Here is a 20,681-nt window from a genome sequence, read left to right on the forward strand (position 1 = left end):
ATCAGTTGCGCCCCTGCCTGAGCCGGTCGGTAATGCCAGGCTCATCCCATGTCGGAAAAAAAAAGGGGTAAAACGACCGTTCACCCCCATGCTGTTCCATCATGCCGCCGTACTTGCGTATCTGGGCCCCCATGTAGTCGAGGTCCAGGCGCAGCAGCACGGCCGGCGCCCCCACGCGCGTGCACTCTCGCTCGCCGCCGAAGTCCTTGAAACCGAGCATGCGCTTGTAAAACACCACATGGCGCGGATTGACTTCGATCACGTAATCCGTAAAGCCGTGAATATTGTGGGCATAGATATAAGAAATATGGATCAGCGCCGCAAACACGCGCTTGCTGACGCCCTTGTCGATGGCCAGGCGCGACGGTTCGCACAGGCGGCGGCCCTGCTCGCGCAGCACGTCGAGCTTGTCGCGGAAGTTTTCGTCGGCGGGCAAGCCCGTCTCGTCATTGTCCAGGCACAGGGTCATGGTGCCGACGGTGGAGCCGGCCGTTTCCGCGAACAGGGTAATTTTGTTGAGCGCATGCGCGATCCCGGGATCGACGGCATAGCCGCGCCAGCCGTACATCTTGCGGATCAACAAACTGGCCGCTTCGCGCCGGCCACGCGAATTGGCCATGCGGATATGAAAGCGCTGCAGGTCGAGCTCGTGCTCCATGGCCGGATCGATCTGCCCCTCGCCCACCACCAGGTCGCTGAAAGTACCTGGCGTGTCGAAGGAAATAATGGGTTCGTCGTCAAAGCTCATCTTGTCCTCACGTTCATCGGCAGCCGTCGAAACGGACTGAAGCCAATGCCTTGTGACAAGACAAAAACTGGAGAAGTTCCCAGCAAATGCAAAAAAACAGAAGAAATTTACATTTGAATGGCAAAATTACACGATAAAATTTGCCAAACAGTGCAAAATTGCAAATATAAATGCTGTTTTGACACCATTGAAGGCGCGCCTAAAAGAAACTCTCCGGTATCAGCAAGACGTCGCCCGGCCGCATCATGACGTTGGCGGAAATATCGCCATTCTTCAGCAGGTCGTCCAGGCGCACGCCCAGCTGCTGCTGGTTGCCTTCGCGCATGCGGATGATGCTGGCTTTGTTGCCGGCGGCAAAGTCGGTGATGCCGCCCACGGCGATCAGCACGTCCATCAGCGACATGCCCAGCCGGTACGGCAGCGCCTGCGGCTTGGCCGCCTCGCCGATGACCCGGATCTGCTCGCTGTACGGCCCCGAGAAATTGGTGACGATGACGGTCACCACCGGTTGCTGGATGAACTTGCCCAGGGCTTGCTCGATGTCGCGCGCCAGCTGGGTCGACGTCTTGCCGCTGGCCGCCAGGTCTTCCACCAGCGGCGTGGTGATCTTGCCGTCCGGCCGCACGGCCACCGTCAGCGACACTTCCGGATTGCGCCAGACGATGATGTTGACGGAGTCGCCCGGCCCGATCAGGTAATCGTGCATGGGCGCGCTGTCATCGGTGGGCGCTGGCGGATGGGGCGTGCGGCAGGCGCCCAGCAGGCTGGCGCTGCCCGCCAGGACCAGCGCGTTGATGACAAATGCACGGCGAAACAGATTCATGCGGAGCCTCTTCGAGTCGATGGCGCGTCCATGGGCGGCCCCGCAGAACCAGCCTGGGCCGCGAACTTCCTATGATTATTAAAACCGGGCAAGTGAACCTTGAGGCGTATCAAGAAGCAATCATTTGGGGAAATCTTGCCCCTCAGCCGCCCTATACTTTGCTTACTCAACAGGCAAGCATTTCTTGCAAGACGCCGTCGCCCGCCCATCTGCCGTGCAGCACCGTTACCCGAAGGAAGCGACATGGAGCAATTGATACAGCAACTGCTTTCCGGTCTGAAAGGCATCTGGAAATACCGCTGGCATGCGGTTCTGGTGGCGTGGCTGGTGGCCATCGCCGGCTTCATCAAGGTGATCACCCTGCCCGACGACTTCCAGACGTCGGCGCGCGTGTTTGTCGATACGCAAACCATCCTCAAGCCCCTGCTGGCCGGCATGACCAGCGTGCCGAACACGGAACAGCAGGTGGCCATCATGAGCCGCACCCTGCTCAGCCGCCCGAACGTGGAGCGCGTCATGCGCATGGTCGACCTCGACCTCGATTCGAAGACGGCGCGCGAGCACGAAGCCCAGCTCGATGACTTGATGAGCCGCATCAAGATCACGGGCACCAATGCGTATGACATCTACACCATCAGCTACAGCGGGCGCGACCCGAAGCTGGTGCGCGACGTGGTGCAAAGCCTGCTGACCATCTTCGTCGAAGGCAGTTTCCAAGGCAAGAAGGGCGATTCGCAGAAGGCGGTGCAATTCATCGACGAGCAGATCAAGAATTACGAGGACAAGCTGAGCGCGGCGGAAAACCTGGTGAAGGAATTCAAGATCCGCAACAACCTGCTGCTGCCGCGCCAGGGCATCGACTATGGCAGCCAGCTGCTGATGTCGTCCGATAGCCTGAACAATGCCAAGCTGGAACTGGTCGAGGCGGAACAGGCGCGCAAGGCCATCCAGAGCCAGATCGAGGGCGACGAACCCGTGCTCGACCTGGAGCCGAACGCGGCATCGATCACGAATCCCGAACTCGACGAGCGCATCGCCACGCTCAACAAGAACCTCGACAGCCTGCGCATGCAATTTACGGAATTGCATCCCGATATCATCGCCTCGAAGCGCCTCATCGCCCAGCTGGAAGAACGCAAGATCGAGGAAAGCAAGCTGAAAACGGCGTCCGGCGACCCGGGCAAGAACTACAGCCCCATGCTGCAGCAGCTGAAGGTGGCGCTGACGGACGCCGACGCCAAGGTGGCCGCCATCCGCGCCCGGGTGCAGGAATACGCCGCGCGCAACGAGCGCCTGCTGGCGCAAAGCAATGCCGTGCCCGAGGTGGAATCGCAGCTGGCGCAGCTCAACCGCGACTACATCATCAACAAGGAAAACTATGAAAAGCTGATCGGCCGGCGCGAAGCGGCCAAGCTGTCGGGCGAACTCAGCTCCACCACCGAAATGATGGCCTTCAAGATCATCGATCCGCCCACGGTGCAATATGCGCCCGTCGGCCCGAACCGCCCGCTGCTGTTTTCCGCGGCGCTGGGCGCGGCCCTGGTGGCCGGCGTGGCCACGGCCCTGCTGATCAGCCAGGTGCGCCCCACCTTCCTCAGCCCTTCCGAATTGCGCGATGCCACGGGCTTGAACGTGCTGGGCACGGTATCGATGAACTGGACGCCGCTGCAGCAGGTGCGCCGGCGCCGCGCCCGCTATGTGTTCAGCGCCTGCCTGGGCAGCCTGTTCCTGCTGTACGGCGGGGTCATGACGGCCGCGCTGCTGAAATTCTAGAGCCACCAGGGGAGCGACGATGAGCAGCAAGGACAGCGGCAAGCAGGAACCGACGATACTCGGCGTGGCCGAGGCCAGCGTGCCGTATGGCGTGGATGGCGCGGAGGCGGCCAGGTCGCCGCAGTACCGGCCCCTGAACCTGGACCGGCTGGCCGAGCAAGGCATGCTCACGCACGATGGCGGGCGCAGCGCCGTGGCCGAGGATTTCCGCATCATCAAGCGCCCGCTGCTGCGCCAGGCGCGCGCCAGCGGCGCCGAGGCCATCCGCAACGGCAACCTGATCGTCGTCACCAGCGCCATGCCCGGCGAAGGCAAGACGTATTGCGCCGTCAACCTGGCCATGAGCATCGCCATGGAAATGGATATCACGGTGCTGCTGGTCGATGCCGACGTGGCGCGCCCGTCCGTGCTGAAAGTGCTGGGCCTGCCACCGGAGCCGGGGCTGATGGACGTGCTGCTCGACCCGCAGCTGGCCATGGCCGACGTGATCCTGAAAACCAACGTGGCCAACCTGAGCATCCTGCCCGCCGGGCGCAGCAACAAGCACGCGACGGAATTGCTGGCCAGCCGCGCCATGAGCCGCCTGCTGGCCGAGATCGCCAGCCGCTACGCCGACCGCGTCGTCGTCTTCGACTCGCCGCCCCTCTTGATCACCAGCGAGGCGCACGCGCTGGTGGGCCAGATGGGGCAAGTGGTGATGGTGGTCGAGGCGGAAACGACGACCCAGCACGCCGTCAAGGAAGCGCTGCGCCAGATCGAAGGATGCGAACACATTCATCTGATCTACAACAAGACCAAATCGTTCCCCGGCAATGACTACTACGGCTATGGCCATTACGATTAGCCGCCGGATTCCGCTGCCGCTGCTGCCCTTGCTGTCCCTGCTGCTGCCCCTGCCGGCCGGCGCGGTCGACTGGCTGGTCAAGCCCTCGCTGCGCCTGCGCGAAAGCTATACGGACAATGCCACGCGCGCGCCGCCCGGCCAGGCGCAATCGGACTTCATCACGGAAATCGCGCCCGCCATCGCCCTCATCGGCACGGGGCCGCGCCTGCGCGTCGACCTCGATTACAGCTGGCACAAATTCATCTCCGGGCAGCGCGGCAATACGGACGACCACCAGCTGCACGCCGCGGCCGACGCCGAGCTGGTCAAGGACTGGTTCTTCATCGATACCCATGCCAGCGTGAGCCGGCGCAACATCTCGCCGTTCGGCCCGCAACTGATAGCCGAGCTGCCCGACACGGACAATACCAGCACCGTGCGCACCACCAGTATCAGCCCCTACCTGCGCCACCGTTTCCGCGGCCTGGCCACGGCCGAGCTGCGCTACACGCGCAACACGGTCGCCAGCGGCGGCGGTCTGCTGTCCGTGCACAGCGATGAAATGGAATTGCTGCTCAGCGGCGAGCCGCGCGCCGGCGGCTGGTCCTGGAATGCCAGCCACGACGTGCGCCGCACGCAGGACAGCAAGCTCGCTTCCGTGCGCATGCAGCGCAGCAGCGTGGGCCTGCGCTATGCGTTCAGCAGGAAGTGGGCGGCCACGGCCAGCGGCGGCATGGAAAAGGAAGGCTATGCGTCGACCAGCGGCAAGGCGCCGGCGGGCCGCTTCTGGTCGCTGGGCGGCGTGTGGACCCCGTCGCCGCGCACCAGCGTGGCCTTCAGCACGGGCAAGCGCTTCTTTGGCACCACCTACAGCCTGGACGCCAATTTCCTGCAGCGCCATACCAACTGGCAACTGAGCTACAGCGAAAACATCACCACCCTGCCCACGCAGTTTGCGCGCCTGGGCGACCGCGACGCGGCCCAGCTGCTCGATCAATTGTGGCGCGGCCTCTTTCCGAATGCGCGCGACCGGCGCTTGCGCATCAATGCCTTCCTGCGCTACGCCAACAGCCTGGGGCCGGAACGGGGCGCCATCAATTACTTCAGCCACCGCTATTTCCTGGAAAAGCAGCTGAAGCTGACGATGGCGCGCGCCACGGCGAAAAGCACGATGGTCGCCGGCATCACGGCCGTCGACCGCACGGCGCAAACGGCCAGCGGCATCGACAGCGGCTTGCTGCCCGACATGGAGTTCGGCAGCGAAGACCGCACGCGCCAGATCGGCAGCAACGTGGGCTGGAGCTGGCAAGCCAGTGCGCGCACCAGCGTGAACGTCAATGCCGGCTACGCCAGCGTGCGCTCGCTGAGCGTGCCCCGGCGCGACAACAACATCACCGTGACGGCCGGCTACAGCCGCATCCTGCAGCCGGACATGACGGTCAGCATCGACGTGCGGCATACGCGGCACGCCAGCAACCACGGCGGCGATTACCGCGAAAACGGCGTCAGCGCCACGCTCAACATGCAATTCTAAGGAGCCCGCAATGTCCGACCCCGATCTTGCGTCCGCCGCGCCGGCGCACCTGCTGTGCGTGGTGGCCGCGCGTCCCAACCTGATGAAGATGGCGCCCATCCTGGCCGCCCTGGCCCGCCAGGCGCCCGCCGTGCGCGTGACCCTGCTGCATACGGGCCAGCATTACGACACGGCCATGAACGGACAATTGTTTGCCGACCTGGACATGCGCCCGCCCGACCTTGCCCTCGACGTCGGCTCCGGCAACCACGCGCAGCAGACGGCCGAGATCATGCGCCGCTTCGACGCCGTGCTCGACGCCCATCCGCCGCTGGCGCCCGATGCCGTGCTGGTGGTGGGCGACGTCAATTCCACCCTCGCCTGCGCGCTGGTGGCGGCCAAGCGCGGCACGCCCGTGATCCACGTCGAGGCGGGCCTGCGCAGCGGCGACCGGCGCATGCCCGAGGAAATCAACCGCGTGCTGACGGATCAATTGTCCGATCTGCTGCTCACCAGCGAGGAAGGCGCGCGCGCCAACCTGCTGCGCGAAGGCATCGCCCCCGAACGCATCCACTTCACGGGCAACGTCATGATCGACAGCCTGCGGCAGCAGCTGCCGCGCGCAGTCCGGCCCGACATCACCGTGCGCGCGCATGGCCACGCCTGTCCGCCCGCCTACGGACTCTTGACCTTGCACCGGCCGTCGAACGTGGATGATCCGGCGCAACTGGAAGCGCTGCTGCAGGCGCTGGGGCAACTGTCATGCCGGCTGCCGCTGCTGTTTCCCATCCACCCGCGCACGGCTGCCGGCCTGCGCCTGGCGGGCCTGGAACCGCTGCTGGCGCGGCACGCCATCGTCCGTTTGCCGCCGCTGGGCTATCTGGAAATGCTGGGCCTGATGCAGGGAGCGCGCCTGGTGCTGACGGATTCGGGCGGCATCCAGGAAGAAAGCACGGCCCTGGGCGTGCCCTGCCTGACCCTGCGCGCCAATACGGAGCGCCCCGTCACCGTCACCGACGGCACGAACACCCTGGCCGGCACGGACCCCGCCGCCATCCTGGCGCTGGCGCGCGCCATCCTGGACACGGGCGGCAAGCGGGGCCGCATTCCGCCCCTGTGGGATGGCCACGCGGCCACGCGCATCGCCGCCGTCATCGCGCCCTGGCTGGCGGCGCGCCGGGGGCCGCCATGATGCCGCCGCCTTGCTCTTTGATATTGCGCAACGCGCTGACCATCGACGTGGAAGACTATTTCCAGGTCTCCGCCTTCGCGCCGCACATCGCGCGCGCCGACTGGCCCCGCCTGGAATGCCGGGTCGAGGCGAACATCGAGCGCATCCTGCTGCTGCTGGAAAGCCGCCGCATCCACGCCACCTTTTTCACCCTGGGCTGGATCGCCGAGCGCTATCCGGCCATGCTGCGCCGCGTGGCCGCCGCCGGGCACGAGGTGGCCAGCCACGGCTATGCGCACCTGCGCGCCAGCGAGCAGTCGGCCGCGCAGTTCGCCGACGACGTGCGCCGCAGCAAGACCATCCTGGAACAGTTGACGGGGCTGGCCGTGCGCGGCTACCGGGCGCCCAGCTTTTCCATCGGCGCGGCCAATCTATGGGCCTTCGACGTGCTGCAGGAAGCGGGCTACCGCTACAGTTCCAGCATCTATCCAATCCGCCACGACCATTACGGCATGCCCGATGCGCCCCGCTTCGCCTGGCGCCCGCGCGGACCGCAGGGCGTGCTGGAATTGCCCGTCAGCACCGTGCGCCTGCGCGGGCGCAACCTGCCGGCCGGCGGCGGCGGTTACTTCAGATTGCTGCCGTATGCACTGTCGCGCTGGCTTTTGCGACGCATCAATTCGCGCGACGGGCAAGCTGGCATATTCTATTTTCATCCCTGGGAACTCGATCCCGGCCAGCCGCGCCCGCCGGGCCTGAGCGCAAAGACGCGCTTTCGCCACTACCTGAACCTGGGGCGCATGGAAGCGCGGCTGGCGCGCCTGACGCGCGACTTCGTCTGGGACCGCATGGACCGCATTTTTCTGGAAAGCACATGATGCACGAGGCCAGTCTTCTTCCCGACACGGCGCAGTCCAGCGACACCATCGCCGTGCGCGCGCTGCAGCCGCACGAGCACGCGCGCTGGGATGCCTTTGTCGACGCCTGCCCCGAGGCCACCTTCTTTCACCGGGCCGGCTGGCACACCATCATGGAACAGGGTTTTCACCATGACAGCTATTTCCTGTACGCGGAACAGGACGGGCGCATCGCCGGCGTGCTGCCGCTGGCCCATCTGCGCAGCCGCCTGTTCGGCGCTTCCCTCGTTTCGCTGCCGTTCTGCGTGTACGGCGGCACCGCCGGCGGCAGTGCTGCCGTGCGCCAGGCGCTCGACAGTGCCGCGCTGGCGCTGGCGCGGCGCCTCGGCGTGGGCCACCTGGAATACCGCTGGCGCGAAGCGCCGGAAAACATGGCGACTTCCTGGCTGCAGAAACCCCTGTACGCCACCTTCCGCCGGCCGTTAAGTCCCGATGCCGAGCAGAATCTGCTGGCCATACCCCGCAAGCAGCGCGCCGTCGTGCGCAAGGCCATGGCCGGCGGCCTGCACAGCGCCATCGACTATGACCTGCGCCATTTCTACCCGATCTACGCGGCCAGCGTGCACCGGCTGGGCACGCCCGTCTTCGCGCGCCGCCATTTTGCCCTGCTGCGCGCGGTTTTCGGCGACGCCTGCGAGATCCTCACCGTGTATCACGGCCAGCAGGCGCAGGCCAGCGTGCTGCTGTTCTATTTCCGCGATGAAGTGCTGCCGTATTACGGCGGCGGCAGCGTGCTGGCGCGCAGCACGGGCGCCAACGACTTCATGTACTGGGAAGCGATGCGCCGCGCCAGCGCGCGCGGCTACCGCCTGTTCGATTTCGGCCGCAGCAAGCTGGGCACCGGGGCATACGACTTCAAGAAGAACTGGGGTTTTACGCCGCAGCCGCTGCCGTATGCCTGCCAGCTGGTGCGCGCCAGGGCCTTGCCGGAGGTCAATCCACTCAATCCCAGGTACGCGCTGTTCATCCGCGCCTGGCGCCGCCTGCCGCTGCCGCTGGCCAACCTGCTGGGGCCGCACATCGTGCGGCAACTGGGCTAAGCACCGGGACACGCCATGCGCGAACTGCTCTTCCTTTCACACCGCTTGCCATATCCGCCCAACAAGGGCGACAAGATACGCTCGTGGCACATGCTGCAGTACCTGAGCCGGCATTTCCGCGTCCACCTGGGCTGTTTCATCGACGATGACGACGACTGCCAGCATACAAAAAGCGTGGCCGCCCTGTGCGCCAGCACGCGCTTCATTGAATTGCGGCGCGGCACGGCCCGCTGGCGCGCCCTGCAGGCGCTGCTGTCGCGGCAAGCCATGAGCGTGCAGTACTACCGCGATGCGCGGCTGCTGCAATGGGTCGAAGGCGTGCTATCGGGCGGCAAGGTGCGCCACGCGCTGGCCTTTTCCGGGCCGATGGCGCAATACATCGACGGCAGCGCGGGCCGCGCCCTGCACCGCGTGATCGATTTCGTCGACGTCGATTCCGACAAATGGCGCCAGTACGGCGACAGCAAGCCCTGGCCCGTGTCGCTGCTGTACCGGCGCGAAGCGCAGCTGCTGCTGCAGTACGAGCGCCATATCGCCCAGCAGTTCACGGCCGCCAGCTTCGTCTCGCCCGCCGAAGCGGCCCTGTTCCGCCAGTGCGCGCCGATGGCGCGGCGCAAGACCGGGTATTTCAACAATGGCGTCGACACGGCGTATTTCGCGCCCATGGCGGCCCAGCCCGCAATCTATGCGCCCGGCGTGCAGGCGCTGGTGTTTACGGGCGCCATGGATTACTGGCCGAACATCGACGCCGTGCAATGGTTCGTGCGCCATGTCTGGCCCGCGCTGCGGCGCCAGTTTCCCCAGCTGCAGTTCTACATCGTCGGCAGCGCGCCCGTGCCCGCCGTGACGGCGCTGGCCAGGGTGGCCGGCGTGGTGGTGACGGGCAAGGTGCCCGACATCCGCCCCTACCTGGCCGGCGCGGCGCTGGCCGTGGCGCCGCTGCGCATCGCCCGCGGCGTGCAGAACAAGGTGCTCGAAGCGATGGCGATGGGCAAGATCGTGCTGGCCACGCCGCAGGCGCTGGAAGGCATCGCCGCCCAGCCGGGCCTGGAATTGCTGCTGGCGCGCGACGACGCCGAATTCATCCACCATGCCGCGCGCGTGCTGCGCAATGCCCAGGGCGGCGGGACCGAAGGCAGCGGCGCGGCCATCGGCGCGGCGGCGCGCCAGCTGGTGTTGCAGGATTACGACTGGGAACGTAACCTGCGGGGCCTGGGCGCCATGCTGGGTGTATCGGCCGAGGCCGGTACCGATGCGCCTGCCAGCGGCGCCGCCGCGCCTTTGCTGCCCGTGCGGGAGCCATCTACATGAGTCTGCAACTCGACGAGCTGGCCCGCTTGCCGGACGCGGCCGTCCTGCCGCATGCGCACAACCAGCAGCAAGCGCTGGCGATCCTGCTGCTGGCCCTGGCCGCCGTCGTGCTGCTGTACCACGCCACCTTCTGGTCGATGCTGGAACTGTGGTCGCGCTCGCAGACCTTCGCGCACGGCTTCCTGATCGTGCCCATCAGCTGCTGGCTGGCCTGGCGCCAGCGGGCGCCCCTGGCCGCGCTGGCGCCCCAGCCGTCGCGGGGCGGCTTGCTGCTGCTGGGCGCGCTGGGGCTGGCCTGGCTGCTGGCCGACGCCGCCAACGTGCCCGTGGTGGAGCAATATGCGGCCACGGCCATGCTGCCCGCCTGCGTGCTGGCCATCCTCGGCTGGCCGGCCGTGCGCCTGCTGGCCTTTCCCCTCGCGTATCTGTTCCTCGCCGTGCCGTTCGGCGAAGTCTTCCTCGATCCCCTGATCGACTTCACGGCTGCCTTCACGGTGACGGCGCTGCAATGGACGGGCGTGCCCGTGTTCCGCGACGGCAGCAATTTTTCTCTGCCCACCGGCAACTGGTCGGTGGTGGAAGCGTGCAGCGGCTTGCGCTACCTGATTGCCGCGCTGGCCCTGGGCGCCCTGTTCGCCCACGTCAATTTCCACAGCACGCGGCGGCGCCTGGCCGTCATGGCCGCCGCCCTGCTCGTGCCCATCCTCGCCAATGGCGTGCGCGCCTACCTGATCGTGATGCTGGGCCACCTGAGCAATATGCGCCTGGCCGTGGGCGTCGACCACCTGATCTATGGCTGGCTGTTCTTCGGCCTGGTGGCGCTGCTGCTGTTTTGGCTGGCCGCGCGCTGGCGCGAATTGCCGCTGGCGCGCGCTGCGCGGCCGTTGACACTGCCCGCCCGGCCTGGCGCCAGCGCCGCTGCGGCCAGCACGCGCGCCGTCATCCGCGCCAGCATCGCCTGCCTGCTGCTGGCGGCGCTGTGGCCGGCGCTGGCCCTGGCCAGCCAGCGCCACGATGGCACGGCGGCGCCCGGCTCCCCCGCCGTGCTGGCCTTGCCCGATCCGCCCGCCTGGCGCCGGCTGCATGCCGCGCCGCCCGTCTGGCAAGCGCCGTATGCGGGCGCGCCGGCGCGCTTTGCCGCCACGTATGCGCGCCGGGATGGCGACGGCGCGCCGGTCGGCTTGCAGCTGCACTGGTATGCGCGCCAGGCGCGCGATGCCGAACTGCTGACGCACCAGGCCCTGCCCTACGGCCCCCGCTGGATGGCGCTGGCGCAGCGCATGCGGCCCGTCACCGTGGCCAGCGGCGTCCTGGGCGTGCGCGAAAGCGTGCTGGGACACGGCGGCGAACGCCTGCTCGTGTGGCGCGTCTACCGCCAGGGCGGCATCGTCACGGCCCGGCCCGTGCTGGTGAAGCTGCTGCTGGCGCAAGCCAAGCTGCTGGGCAGGCGCCAGGATGGCGCCGACATCCTCGTCTTTGCCGCCTACGACGAGCTGGCGCCGCCGCCGCGCGCGCACCTGCAAGCCTTCCTGCAAGCGGCGCTGCCCGTCATCGAACAACGCCTGCAGGAGCTGCCGCATGGCCCTTGACCTCGCTACCGTCCGCCCCCGGCAAGCGGCCGAAGGGCCCGGCGCCGCCCCCCTGATCGTGCACGTGATCCACCAGCTCGACGTGGGCGGCCTGGAAAACGGCCTGGTGAACCTGATCAATCATCTGCCGCCCGAACGCTACCGGCACGCCATCGTCTGCCTGAAGAACGCCACCGCGTTTCGCCAGCGCCTGACCACCCCAGGCGTCGAGGTGATCAGCCTGGACAAGCGCGAAGGCAAGGACTGGCGCCACTACCTGCGCCTGTACCGCGTGCTGAAACAGCTGCATCCGGCACTCGTACACACGCGCAACCTGGGCTGCCTCGAAGCGCAATTGCTGGCCTGGCTGGCCGGCGTGCGCCTGCGCGTGCATGGCGAACACGGACGCGACATGAGCGACTTGCACGGCACCCGCCGCAAATACCGGCTGCTGCGCAAATGCATGCTGCCGCTGGTGCAGCACTTCATCGCCGTCAGCGCCGACCTGGGGCAATGGCTGGTGGACGTCATCGGCGCGGCGCCCGCCCAGGTGTCGCACATCGGCAATGGCGTCGACAGCGTGCAATTCCATCCGCGCCTGGGGCCGCCGGCCGCCGTCGGGCCGCCCGGCTTCCTGTGCAACGGCGCCTTCGTCATCGGCAGCGTGGGCCGCATGGCCGCCGTCAAGGACCATGCCTCGCTGGTGCAAGCCTTTTTACTGTTGCTGGCGCAGCCGGGCGCCCGCGCGCGCCTGCGCCTGATCATCGTCGGCGACGGGCCGTGCCGCCAGGCTTGCCTGGACCTGCTGCGGCAGGCCGGCGTGGCCCATCTGGCCTGGCTGCCCGGCGCGCGCGACGACGTGGCGCAGCTGCTGCGCGCCATGGATTTGTTCGTGCTGCCCTCGCTGGCCGAAGGCAGTTCGAACACCATCCTCGAAGCCATGGCGACGGGGTTGCCCGTCGTCGCCACGCAGGTGGGCGGCAATGCGGAACTGGTGCAGTCGGGCTGGAGCGGCACGCTGGTGCCGCCCGGTTCGCCCGAGATGCTGGCCGACGCCATGCTCGACTACTACAGCATGCCGGAACTCGGTCCGCGCCACGGCGCGCGCGGGCGGCGCCAGGTGCTGGCCGAGCACAGCCTGCCCGCCATGGCCGGCGCCTACCTGGCCGTGTACGACCGCCTGACGGGCGCGCGCCAGCCCTCTCCCCTGTCCACCTATCCCTGAAAGGCCTCCCATGTGCGGCATCAGCGGCATCTTTGATTTGCAGGGCCAGCGCGACATCGACGTGCTGCTGCTGGCGCGCATGAACCACAGCCTGCGCCACCGGGGGCCGGACGAAGGAGGATTGCACCGCGAACCGGGACTGGGACTGGCGCACCGGCGCTTGTCCGTGATCGACCTGGCCAGCGGCCAGCAGCCGCTGTTCAACGCCGACCGCAGCATCGCCATCGTCTTCAATGGCGAAATCTATAACTATCGCAGCCTGATGGCGGAACTGCGCCAGTTCGGCCACGCCTTCCGCACCAGCAGCGATACGGAAGTCATCGTCCACGCCTGGGAACAGTGGGGCGAACAATGCGTGCGGCGCCTGCGCGGCATGTTCGCCTTCGCCCTGTGGGACCGCCGGCGCCACCTGCTGTTCCTGGCGCGCGACCGCCTGGGCGTCAAACCCCTGTATTACGGCGAGGCGCAGGACGGCACCCTGCTGTTCGGCTCCGAACTCAAGGCCCTGCTCGCGCATCCGGCCATGCCGCGCGCGCTCGACCCGCTGGCCGTGGAAGAGTATTTCGCCTACGGCTACGTGCCCGAGCCGCGCAGCATCTTCCAGCATGCGCGCAAGCTGCCGCCAGGGCATACCCTGTCGATCCGCGCCGGCCAGCCGCTGCCCGCGCCGCAAGCGTACTGGGACATTCCCTTCACGCCGAACCCGCCCGCCAGCGAGGCGCAGGCGGCCGACGAACTGCTGGCGCGCCTGCGCGAAGCGGTGCGCATCCGCATGGTGGCCGAAGTGCCGCTGGGGGCCTTCCTGTCGGGCGGCGTCGATTCGAGCGCCGTCGTGGCGCTGATGGCGGGGGCCAGCGCCACGCCCGTCAACACCTGCTCCATCTCGTTCGGCGACCCGGCGTACAACGAGGCGCGCTACGCCGACCTGGTGGCGCGCCGCTACGGCACGGCGCACCACGCGCGCCAGGTCGAACAGGACGACTTCGAGCTGATCGACCTGCTGGCCAACCTGTACGACGAACCGTTCGCCGACAGTTCCGCCATGCCCACCTACCGCGTTTGCCAGCTGGCGCGCCAGCGGGTCACCGTGGCCCTGTCCGGCGACGGCGGCGATGAAAGCCTGGCCGGCTACCGGCGCTACCGCCTGCACACGCGCGAGGAAAAGGTGCGCAAGGCGATGGACCCGCTGCTGCCGGCCGGCCTGCGCCAGTCGCTGTTCGGCACCCTGGGGCGGCTGTACCCGAAGGCCGACTGGGCACCGCGCTTCCTGCGCGCCAAGACCACCTTCGAAGGCCTGGCGCGCGACACGACGGACGCGTATTTTCACGGCGTCAGCCTGCTGGGCGACGCCATGCGCGCGCGCCTGTTCAGCCCGGAATTTCGCCGCAGCCTGCACGGCTACCGCGCCGTCGAGGTGCTGCGCCGCCACGCGCTGGCCAGTCCCGCGCAGGATCCGCTGTCGCAGGTGCAGTATCTGGACCTGAAAACCTACCTGCCTGGCGACATCCTCACGAAAGTCGACCGGGCCAGCATGGCGCATGCGCTGGAAGTGCGCTCGCCCCTGCTCGACCATGAACTGGTGGCGTGGATGTCGGGCCTGCCGCCGCAATTCAAGCTGCGGCGCGGCGAAGGCAAGTACCTGCTGAAAAAAGCCCTGCGCCCGCTGCTGCCCGACAGCCTGCTGTACCGCCAGAAGATGGGCTTTTCCGTGCCGCTGGCCGACTGGCTGCGCGGCCCGCTGCGCCAGCGCCTGCAGCAGCGGCTGCTGGGGCCCACCCTGGCGCAGTGCGGCCTGTTCGACATGGATTACGTGCGCCTGCTGCTGGAACAGCATGCGAGCGGGCGGCGCGACTACAGCGCGCCCCTGTGGGCGCTGCTGATGTTCGAAGCCTTTTTGCGCCAGGTGCTGCCCGTCGATGGCCGCAAGGCGGCGGTAGCCGCGCCGGCCATGGCCATGGAGTGAATCCATGCGCATCCTGCACATCCTCGACCACTCGCTGCCGCTGCACAGCGGCTACACGTTTCGCACTCTGGCCATCCTGCGGCAGCAGCGCGCGCTGGGCTGGCACACCATGCAGCTCACGAGTGCCAAGCAGGGGCCGGCCGACGGCGCGCAGCAGCTGGTCGACGGCTGGCATTTCTACCGCACGGCGCCCGATGCCCGCTGGTGGGCGCGCCTGCCCGTGCTGCGGCAGGTGGCCGTCATCCTCGGCCTGGCCGTGCGCCTGCGCCAGCTGGCGCAACGGCTCGAGCCCGACATCCTGCATGCGCACTCGCCCGCCCTGAACGCCATCGCCGCCATCAATGCGGGACGCGCGCTGGGCATACCCGTCGTGTATGAGGTGCGCGCCTTCTGGGAAGACGCGGCCGCCGACCATGGCAGCAGCCGGCCCGGCGGCCTGCGCTACCGCCTCACGCGGGCGCTGGAAACCTATGCGCTGCGCCGCGCCGACGCCGTCACCACCATCTGCGAGGGTTTGCGGCGCGAACTGTGCGCGCGCGGCGTGCCCGCGCATAAGATCACGGTGATCCCGAACGCCGTCGATGCCGGGGCTTTCAGCACCACCGCGCCCGACGACCTCTGGCTGGCGCACAAACTGGGCTTGCATGGCCACCTGGTCATCGGCTTCATCGGTTCCTTCTATGCCTACGAGGGACTGGCCCTGCTGCTGCGCGCCATGCCGCGCCTGCTGGCGGCGCAGCCGGCATTGCGCCTGCTGCTGGCCGGCGGCGGCCCGCAGGAAGCGGCGCTGCGCGCGCTGGCGGCGCAACTGGGCATCGAGGGCGCCGTGGTCTTCGCGGGCAGAGTGCCGCACGCGCAGGTGGCCGCGTATTATCAGCTGGTCGACATCTGCGTGTATCCGCGCCTGCCGATGCGCCTGACGGAACTGGTAACGCCCTTGAAACCGTTGGAGGCGATGGCACAGGGCCGCCTGGTGGTGGCGTCCGACGTGGGCGGCCACCGCGAACTGGTCGAGCATGGCAAGACGGGCATGCTGTTTCGCGCCGGCGACGCCGCGGCGCTGGCGCAGGCCGTATTGCACCTGCTGCTGGCGCCCGACAGCTGGCCGCTGCTGCGGCGCCAGGCGCGCGCCTTCGTCGAGACGGAGCGCAGCTGGGGCGCCAGCGTGGGCCGCTATGCGCCCGTGTATGCGCGCGTAACCGCGGCGCGCGCGGCGGCGGGAGCGATGCCATGATCTTCACGGGCTTGCGCATCGCGCTGGTCGGCCCGCTGCCGCCGCCGGCCGGCGGCATGGCGAATCAGACAGCGCAGCTGGCGAAGCTGTTGCGCGACGACGGCGCGCAAGTGCAGCTGCTGGCCGTCAACGGTCCCGCGCTGCCGCCCTGGCTGGCGCGCATCCGCTACCTGCGCGCGGCGCTGCGCCTGCCCGTGCACCTGTGGCGCCTGTGGCGCGCCGCCAATACGGTCGACCTGTTCCATATCATGGCCAATTCCGGCTGGTCCTGGCATCTGCAGGCCGCGCCGGCCCTGTGGATCGCCAGCCTGAAAGGCAAGCCGGCCCTGCTCAACTACCGGGGCGGCGAAGCGGCCGCCTTTTTCGCCCGCTCGCCGCGCCTGCTGGCATTCAGCCTGCGCCGCGCCAGCGCCATCGTCGTGCCCTCGGCCTACCTGGCCGGCATCTTCGAGCAGTACGGCCATACGGCCCACATCGTGCCCAACGTGGTGGACTTGCAGCGCTTTGCGCCCGCCGCGCCGCGTGCGCATGGCGCTGCCGGCCCGTGCATCCTCGTGGCGCGCCACCTGGAAAGCCTGTACGACAATGCCAGCGCCGTGCGCGCCCTGGCCATCGTGCGACGCAGCTATCCCACGGCGCGCCTGGTGCTGGCCGGCGGCGGGCCGCAACGCGCGGCGCTGGCGCGCCTGGCCAGATCCCTGGGTGTGGACGCTGCCGTGCGCTTCGCCGGCCCCGTCGAGAACGCCGCCATGCCGGCGCTGTACCAGGCCAGCGACATCGTGCTCAACCCCAGCCTGGCCGACAACATGCCCAATTCCGTGCTCGAGGCGCTGGCCTGCGGCGTGCCCGTCGTCAGCACCAACGTGGGCGGCATTCCCGCCCTGCTGCAGGACGGCGTGACGGCGCTGCTGGTGCCGCCCGGCGATCCGGCCGCCATGGCGCAGGCCATCGTGGCACTGCTGCGCGACCCGCGCCGCGCGCGGGCGCTGGCGGACGCGGGCCTGGCACATGGGGCCGCCTTTGGCTGGCCCGGCATCGCGCCCAGGCTGGCCGCGCATTACCGCCGCATCCTCGCGGCGCCGCGCCCCAGCGCCTACACGCGGCTCGTCGCCCGCTGGCTGTTTCCCCTGCACGAATGGCTCAAGGGCCACCACAGCGCGCGCCTGCTGCGCCGCCTGGAACGCTCGCAGTGGTGGAACGCGGAGCAGCTGCGGGAGTGGCAACTGGCGCGCCTGCGCCACCTGCTGCGCCACGCGGGCCGGCACGTGCCCTACTACCGCGCCCTGTTCGCCCGCAGCGGCTTCGATCCCGACCAGGTCAAGCAGCTGGCCGATCTATCGCGCCTGCCGCTGCTGCGCAAGGCTGACATTGCGGGCGCGCGCGACAGCTTCAAATCGGCCCGCGCCGTGGGCTTGCGCCCGTTCGCCACGGGGGGCTCCAGCGGCCAGCCGCTGCAGTTTTTCCTGGGACGGCGCAGGGTCAGCCACGACATCGCCGCCAAGTGGCGCGCCACGCGCTGGTGGGGCGTCGACATCGGCGACCGCGAAGCCGTGCTGTGGGGTTCGCCCATCGAGCTGCATGCGCAAGACCGCGTGCGCCGCCTGCGCGACGCGCTGCTGCGCACCACCCTGCTGCCCGCGTTTGCCATGTCGCCCGACCGCCTGGACGGCTACGTGCGGCAGTTGCGCCGCTGGCGTCCGCGCATGCTGTTCGGCTACCCGTCGGCCCTGTGCCGCATCGCCAGCCACGCCGCGGCGCGCGACCAGCCGCTCGACGGCCTGGGCGTGAAAGTGGCCTTCGTCACGGCCGAACGCCTGTACGACGAGCAGCGCGCGCAGATCGCCGCCGCCTTCGGCTGCCCCGTCGCCAACGGCTACGGCGGACGCGACGCGGGCTTCATCGCCCACGAATGCCCGGACGGCGGCATGCACATCACGGCCGAAGACATCATCGTGGAAATTGTCGATGGCCAGGGCCAGCCGCTGCCGCCGGGAGTCACGGGCGACATCGTCGTCACCCACCTGGCCACGCAAGACTACCCCTTCATCCGCTACGCCACCGGCGACGTGGGCGCGCTGGGCACGCAGCCCTGCGCCTGCGGCCGCGGCCTGCCGCTGCTGCAAAAGATCGAAGGGCGCAGCACGGATTTCCTCACGGCCGCCGACGGCACCGTCATGCACGGCCTGGCCCTCGTCTACATCGTGCGCGAACTGCCGCAGGTGCGCAGCTTTAAAATCATCCAGGAAACCCTGCTGCGCACGCGCGTGCTGCTGGTCTGCCAGCCGCGCCTGGACGACGCCACGCGCAGCGCCATCGTCAGGGGCTTCCAGGCCAGGCTGGGCGCGCAGGTCGACATCGCCATCGAGGAAGTCGACGAGATCGCGGCGGAGGCGTCGGGCAAGTACCGGTATGTGGTGAGCGCGGTGGCGTAGGCAGACAACCCGCGTTACATTGCCACCCGGCCCGCCGGCAGCGACAGCAGCATTTTTCCGTGCTCGGATTGGAAAAGCTGTTTCGCATTGGCCTCGATCGAACGATAGACCTCGCTGCGCGCTCCGGCGACGCCGCGTATCACTTCGCGGTGTAACTCATTCATGAAATGACGGAAAATCTGCAGACCATCGTTGAATCGCCCTGCACCGTCGAGCAGGATATGCTCTGCAAGCCGCAGTTTGCCGATACGCGCGCAAAGCAAGTATTCGATATGAATTCCCGCAGGCATCATGTCGAGCATTAATTGGGCGAAATTGGTGATCAGCTCAAAATGCGTTGCGGACACGTCTTTGGACGACTTCGTCAAGGCAAGAATATTATCGATAAAGGACAACACTTCATTGCGTTTCGCCGCCATGCTGGTCAACAGCGGAATGGCAAGCTCGCGTATTTCCGATGCCAGGCTACGATCCTGCAACAAGGTTCGCGCTGCCTCCACCAGTCCTACATATTCACTGATCTTATCCATGTAAAATACAATGTGCTGCGAGCGCACATCTTGCGCAATGACATCGACAGTGGCCTGGATTTTATCCAGTTTCTTTGCCAGATATTTTGTCTGCACCACGATCGCGGCAAGAATAATGCCGGTCGAAACGGCCGCGGCGATCACCGTCGTCGCCTGCGCCACTTTCAGCGCTTCTTCCACGCTCTTGGCCGCACTTTCCTTGAATGGAAGATGCTGGATGATGCCAGACCCGCCGCTACCCTCGGCCCAGTATGCCACGCCGTCATGTATGGCTGCCTTGCCTTCCGCCATCGCTTGTATCAACACCGGCTTCAATTTGGCCTGGTCGATGATCCATATCGTTTCTTGCAACATTTACATTTCCTTAGAAAAATTCACGTGCTTCGCATTCCCGCCGCATATAAGCGATCTGAATGACGGCAGGGATCGTTACGCGATATGCGGCGCCGCTGATTGCGGGCACGGTGAGCGCGGCCGACACGGCCAATCCGACCGGTCCGGCAAACATGGCCAGGCTTCTGCCCAGTCCACCTGTCGCAATGACGCCAAGTGCCCGTCCCGCGAACATGCTTGCAGCGGATGTGGCGATCAGTGCCGATATCTGCAAGGAACCGATGCCGCTCGACAAGGCCGCTTTCAGCAAGGCCAATCCTTCCGCATCGCGTAAGTTATTGCCGATATCAAATTCCTTCAGCAGCGAAGCACGTTGTTCCGCACCGAGCTTTTCCCAGGCATCGCCGATGAATTTCTCCAGCAGCTTGTTTTCCATCAGATAGGCGGAACTGTTTTTTTCCGTCTTGACTTTCTGGTTATCGCACACGTCCGACAAAATCTCCTTGTAAAGCACGCCATCGCCGCGAAACAGGTTGACGATCGTGTCGCCGCCGAAATGCTGAAGCTCGCCGGCAATCAACTTCCAGCATTGCCGGTGCTGGTCCTTCTTTCCAGCAAACTTCTTGAAGTTGTCGTCCTCAAGAAGTTCGCTGGCGATGCGAGCCGATCCATCTTTGTCGTGCGTGAGATAGCCCGCCAAAACACGCAAATCCTCTTCCTTGCAATACGGCAGGAATGCGAGGTCTTCATCGACGCGATATTTGATACCCATATTTCCCCTTGGTAATTTTCTTATATTGTATTTTTAATCGCGCCCAACTTACAAGGCAAAACAAGGAAAAACATGCAATATGAAGCCGATACTTTTATTTCGAAATGGCAATTAACGCCACTATCTTCGCCAAACTGATTTTCCAAAACAATGACATCGACCTTTTTCTCAGGAAAATACATTTCAATGGATGTAAATCCCAGGCCCAGACCTGTGGCAAATCGGGCAGGTATCTACTCACGAGCCTTTGCAAGTCTATCCATGATCCGAAAATTATCGCCCGGATTTAACCGTGTTCTATTTTCAAAATCCGAATAGCCAAAGGCTTTTGAGTATCTGGTCTGGCCATATTTCGTGAGGAGGATGACGCCATTGAAACTTCTTGGACTTGTTGATCTTGCCACGCTGTCGATTTTGGCGGAATAATCATCTGCCTTTTCCGCATGTGAATGCTCTCCAACCTGGGCATGCACGCATGCGGAGATCGTCAACAAAAAAATATAGC

At 66.6% G+C, this 20,681-nt stretch carries 16 protein-coding genes; 12 read left to right on the plus strand and 4 right to left on the minus strand.

Going from position 1 to position 20,681, the window contains the following annotated elements; all coding sequences use genetic code 11:
* Nucleotide 1 precedes the first annotated feature (1 nt).
* The gene (locus AC07X6_RS17740) at nucleotides 2-748 is read right to left on the minus strand and encodes an N-acyl amino acid synthase FeeM domain-containing protein (protein ID WP_494791847.1); all 747 of its coding nucleotides are present in this window, start codon (nucleotides 746-748) and stop codon (nucleotides 2-4) included.
* 199 nt (nucleotides 749-947) lie between these two features.
* Nucleotides 948-1,571, minus strand: a complete 624-nt coding sequence (locus tag AC07X6_RS17745; protein WP_230538044.1) for an XrtA/PEP-CTERM system exopolysaccharide export protein — start codon at nucleotides 1,569-1,571, stop codon at nucleotides 948-950.
* Between the two features lie 243 nt (nucleotides 1,572-1,814).
* Between AC07X6_RS17745 and AC07X6_RS17750 the strand changes: the two genes are divergently transcribed.
* The 12 genes from AC07X6_RS17750 to AC07X6_RS17805 are packed head-to-tail and all read left to right on the plus strand — an operon-like array spanning nucleotide 1,815 to nucleotide 18,541.
* Complete coding sequence (locus tag AC07X6_RS17750; protein WP_494791848.1) at nucleotides 1,815-3,344, plus strand: XrtA system polysaccharide chain length determinant; 1,530 nt, start codon at nucleotides 1,815-1,817, stop codon at nucleotides 3,342-3,344.
* Nucleotides 3,345-3,363: 19 nt separating this feature from the next.
* Entirely contained in the window at nucleotides 3,364-4,188 is an 825-nt protein-coding gene (locus AC07X6_RS17755) for an XrtA-associated tyrosine autokinase (RefSeq protein ID WP_230538046.1), read from the plus strand.
* The gene (locus AC07X6_RS17760) at nucleotides 4,172-5,701 is read left to right on the plus strand and encodes a TIGR03016 family PEP-CTERM system-associated outer membrane protein (RefSeq protein WP_230538047.1); all 1,530 of its coding nucleotides are present in this window, start codon (nucleotides 4,172-4,174) and stop codon (nucleotides 5,699-5,701) included. The genes AC07X6_RS17755 and AC07X6_RS17760 overlap by 17 nt, the downstream gene beginning before the upstream one ends.
* Before the next feature lie 10 nt (nucleotides 5,702-5,711).
* Nucleotides 5,712-6,872, plus strand: coding sequence for a non-hydrolyzing UDP-N-acetylglucosamine 2-epimerase (wecB, locus tag AC07X6_RS17765; protein ID WP_494791849.1), 1,161 nt, complete (start codon nucleotides 5,712-5,714; stop codon nucleotides 6,870-6,872).
* On the plus strand, nucleotides 6,872-7,729 hold the full coding sequence (locus tag AC07X6_RS17770; RefSeq protein ID WP_230538350.1) for an XrtA system polysaccharide deacetylase: 858 nt from the start codon (nucleotides 6,872-6,874) through the stop codon (nucleotides 7,727-7,729). The genes wecB and AC07X6_RS17770 overlap by 1 nt, the downstream gene beginning before the upstream one ends.
* The gene (locus AC07X6_RS17775) at nucleotides 7,729-8,808 is read left to right on the plus strand and encodes a FemAB family XrtA/PEP-CTERM system-associated protein (RefSeq protein ID WP_494791895.1); all 1,080 of its coding nucleotides are present in this window, start codon (nucleotides 7,729-7,731) and stop codon (nucleotides 8,806-8,808) included. The genes AC07X6_RS17770 and AC07X6_RS17775 overlap by 1 nt, the downstream gene beginning before the upstream one ends.
* A 15-nt stretch (nucleotides 8,809-8,823) precedes the next feature.
* Nucleotides 8,824-10,119 carry a TIGR03087 family PEP-CTERM/XrtA system glycosyltransferase gene (locus AC07X6_RS17780; RefSeq protein ID WP_494791850.1) on the plus strand — a complete coding sequence of 432 codons (1,296 nt, stop codon included), beginning with the start codon at nucleotides 8,824-8,826 and terminating at the stop codon, nucleotides 10,117-10,119.
* Nucleotides 10,116-11,708, plus strand: a complete 1,593-nt coding sequence (gene xrtA, locus AC07X6_RS17785) for an exosortase A (RefSeq protein WP_494791851.1) — start codon at nucleotides 10,116-10,118, stop codon at nucleotides 11,706-11,708. Before AC07X6_RS17780 ends, xrtA begins: the two co-directional genes overlap by 4 nt.
* Nucleotides 11,698-12,912, plus strand: coding sequence for a TIGR03088 family PEP-CTERM/XrtA system glycosyltransferase (locus AC07X6_RS17790; protein WP_494791852.1), 1,215 nt, complete (start codon nucleotides 11,698-11,700; stop codon nucleotides 12,910-12,912). Before xrtA ends, AC07X6_RS17790 begins: the two co-directional genes overlap by 11 nt.
* A gap of 10 nt (nucleotides 12,913-12,922) precedes the next feature.
* Nucleotides 12,923-14,875 (plus strand): XrtA/PEP-CTERM system amidotransferase, encoded by a 1,953-nt coding sequence (locus AC07X6_RS17795; RefSeq protein ID WP_494791853.1) that lies wholly within the window; start codon nucleotides 12,923-12,925, stop codon nucleotides 14,873-14,875.
* A gap of 4 nt (nucleotides 14,876-14,879) precedes the next feature.
* Nucleotides 14,880-16,109 (plus strand): TIGR04063 family PEP-CTERM/XrtA system glycosyltransferase, encoded by a 1,230-nt coding sequence (locus AC07X6_RS17800; protein WP_494791854.1) that lies wholly within the window; start codon nucleotides 14,880-14,882, stop codon nucleotides 16,107-16,109.
* Nucleotides 16,106-18,541 carry a glycosyltransferase gene (locus AC07X6_RS17805; protein ID WP_494791855.1) on the plus strand — a complete coding sequence of 812 codons (2,436 nt, stop codon included), beginning with the start codon at nucleotides 16,106-16,108 and terminating at the stop codon, nucleotides 18,539-18,541. Before AC07X6_RS17800 ends, AC07X6_RS17805 begins: the two co-directional genes overlap by 4 nt.
* Before the next feature lie 14 nt (nucleotides 18,542-18,555).
* On the opposite strand, the gene AC07X6_RS17810 is transcribed toward AC07X6_RS17805, so the two are convergent.
* Nucleotides 18,556-19,425 carry a hypothetical protein gene (locus tag AC07X6_RS17810; RefSeq protein WP_494791856.1) on the minus strand — a complete coding sequence of 290 codons (870 nt, stop codon included), beginning with the start codon at nucleotides 19,423-19,425 and terminating at the stop codon, nucleotides 18,556-18,558.
* A 10-nt stretch (nucleotides 19,426-19,435) separates the two neighbouring features.
* Nucleotides 19,436-20,176: a DUF3944 domain-containing protein gene (locus AC07X6_RS17815; protein ID WP_230538056.1), complete on the minus strand. Its 741-nt coding sequence runs from the start codon at nucleotides 20,174-20,176 to the stop codon at nucleotides 19,436-19,438.
* Nucleotides 20,177-20,681: the final 505 nt, after the last annotated feature.

It is taken from the genome of Janthinobacterium sp. GW460-12-1-14-LB5, from assembly GCF_059423585.1.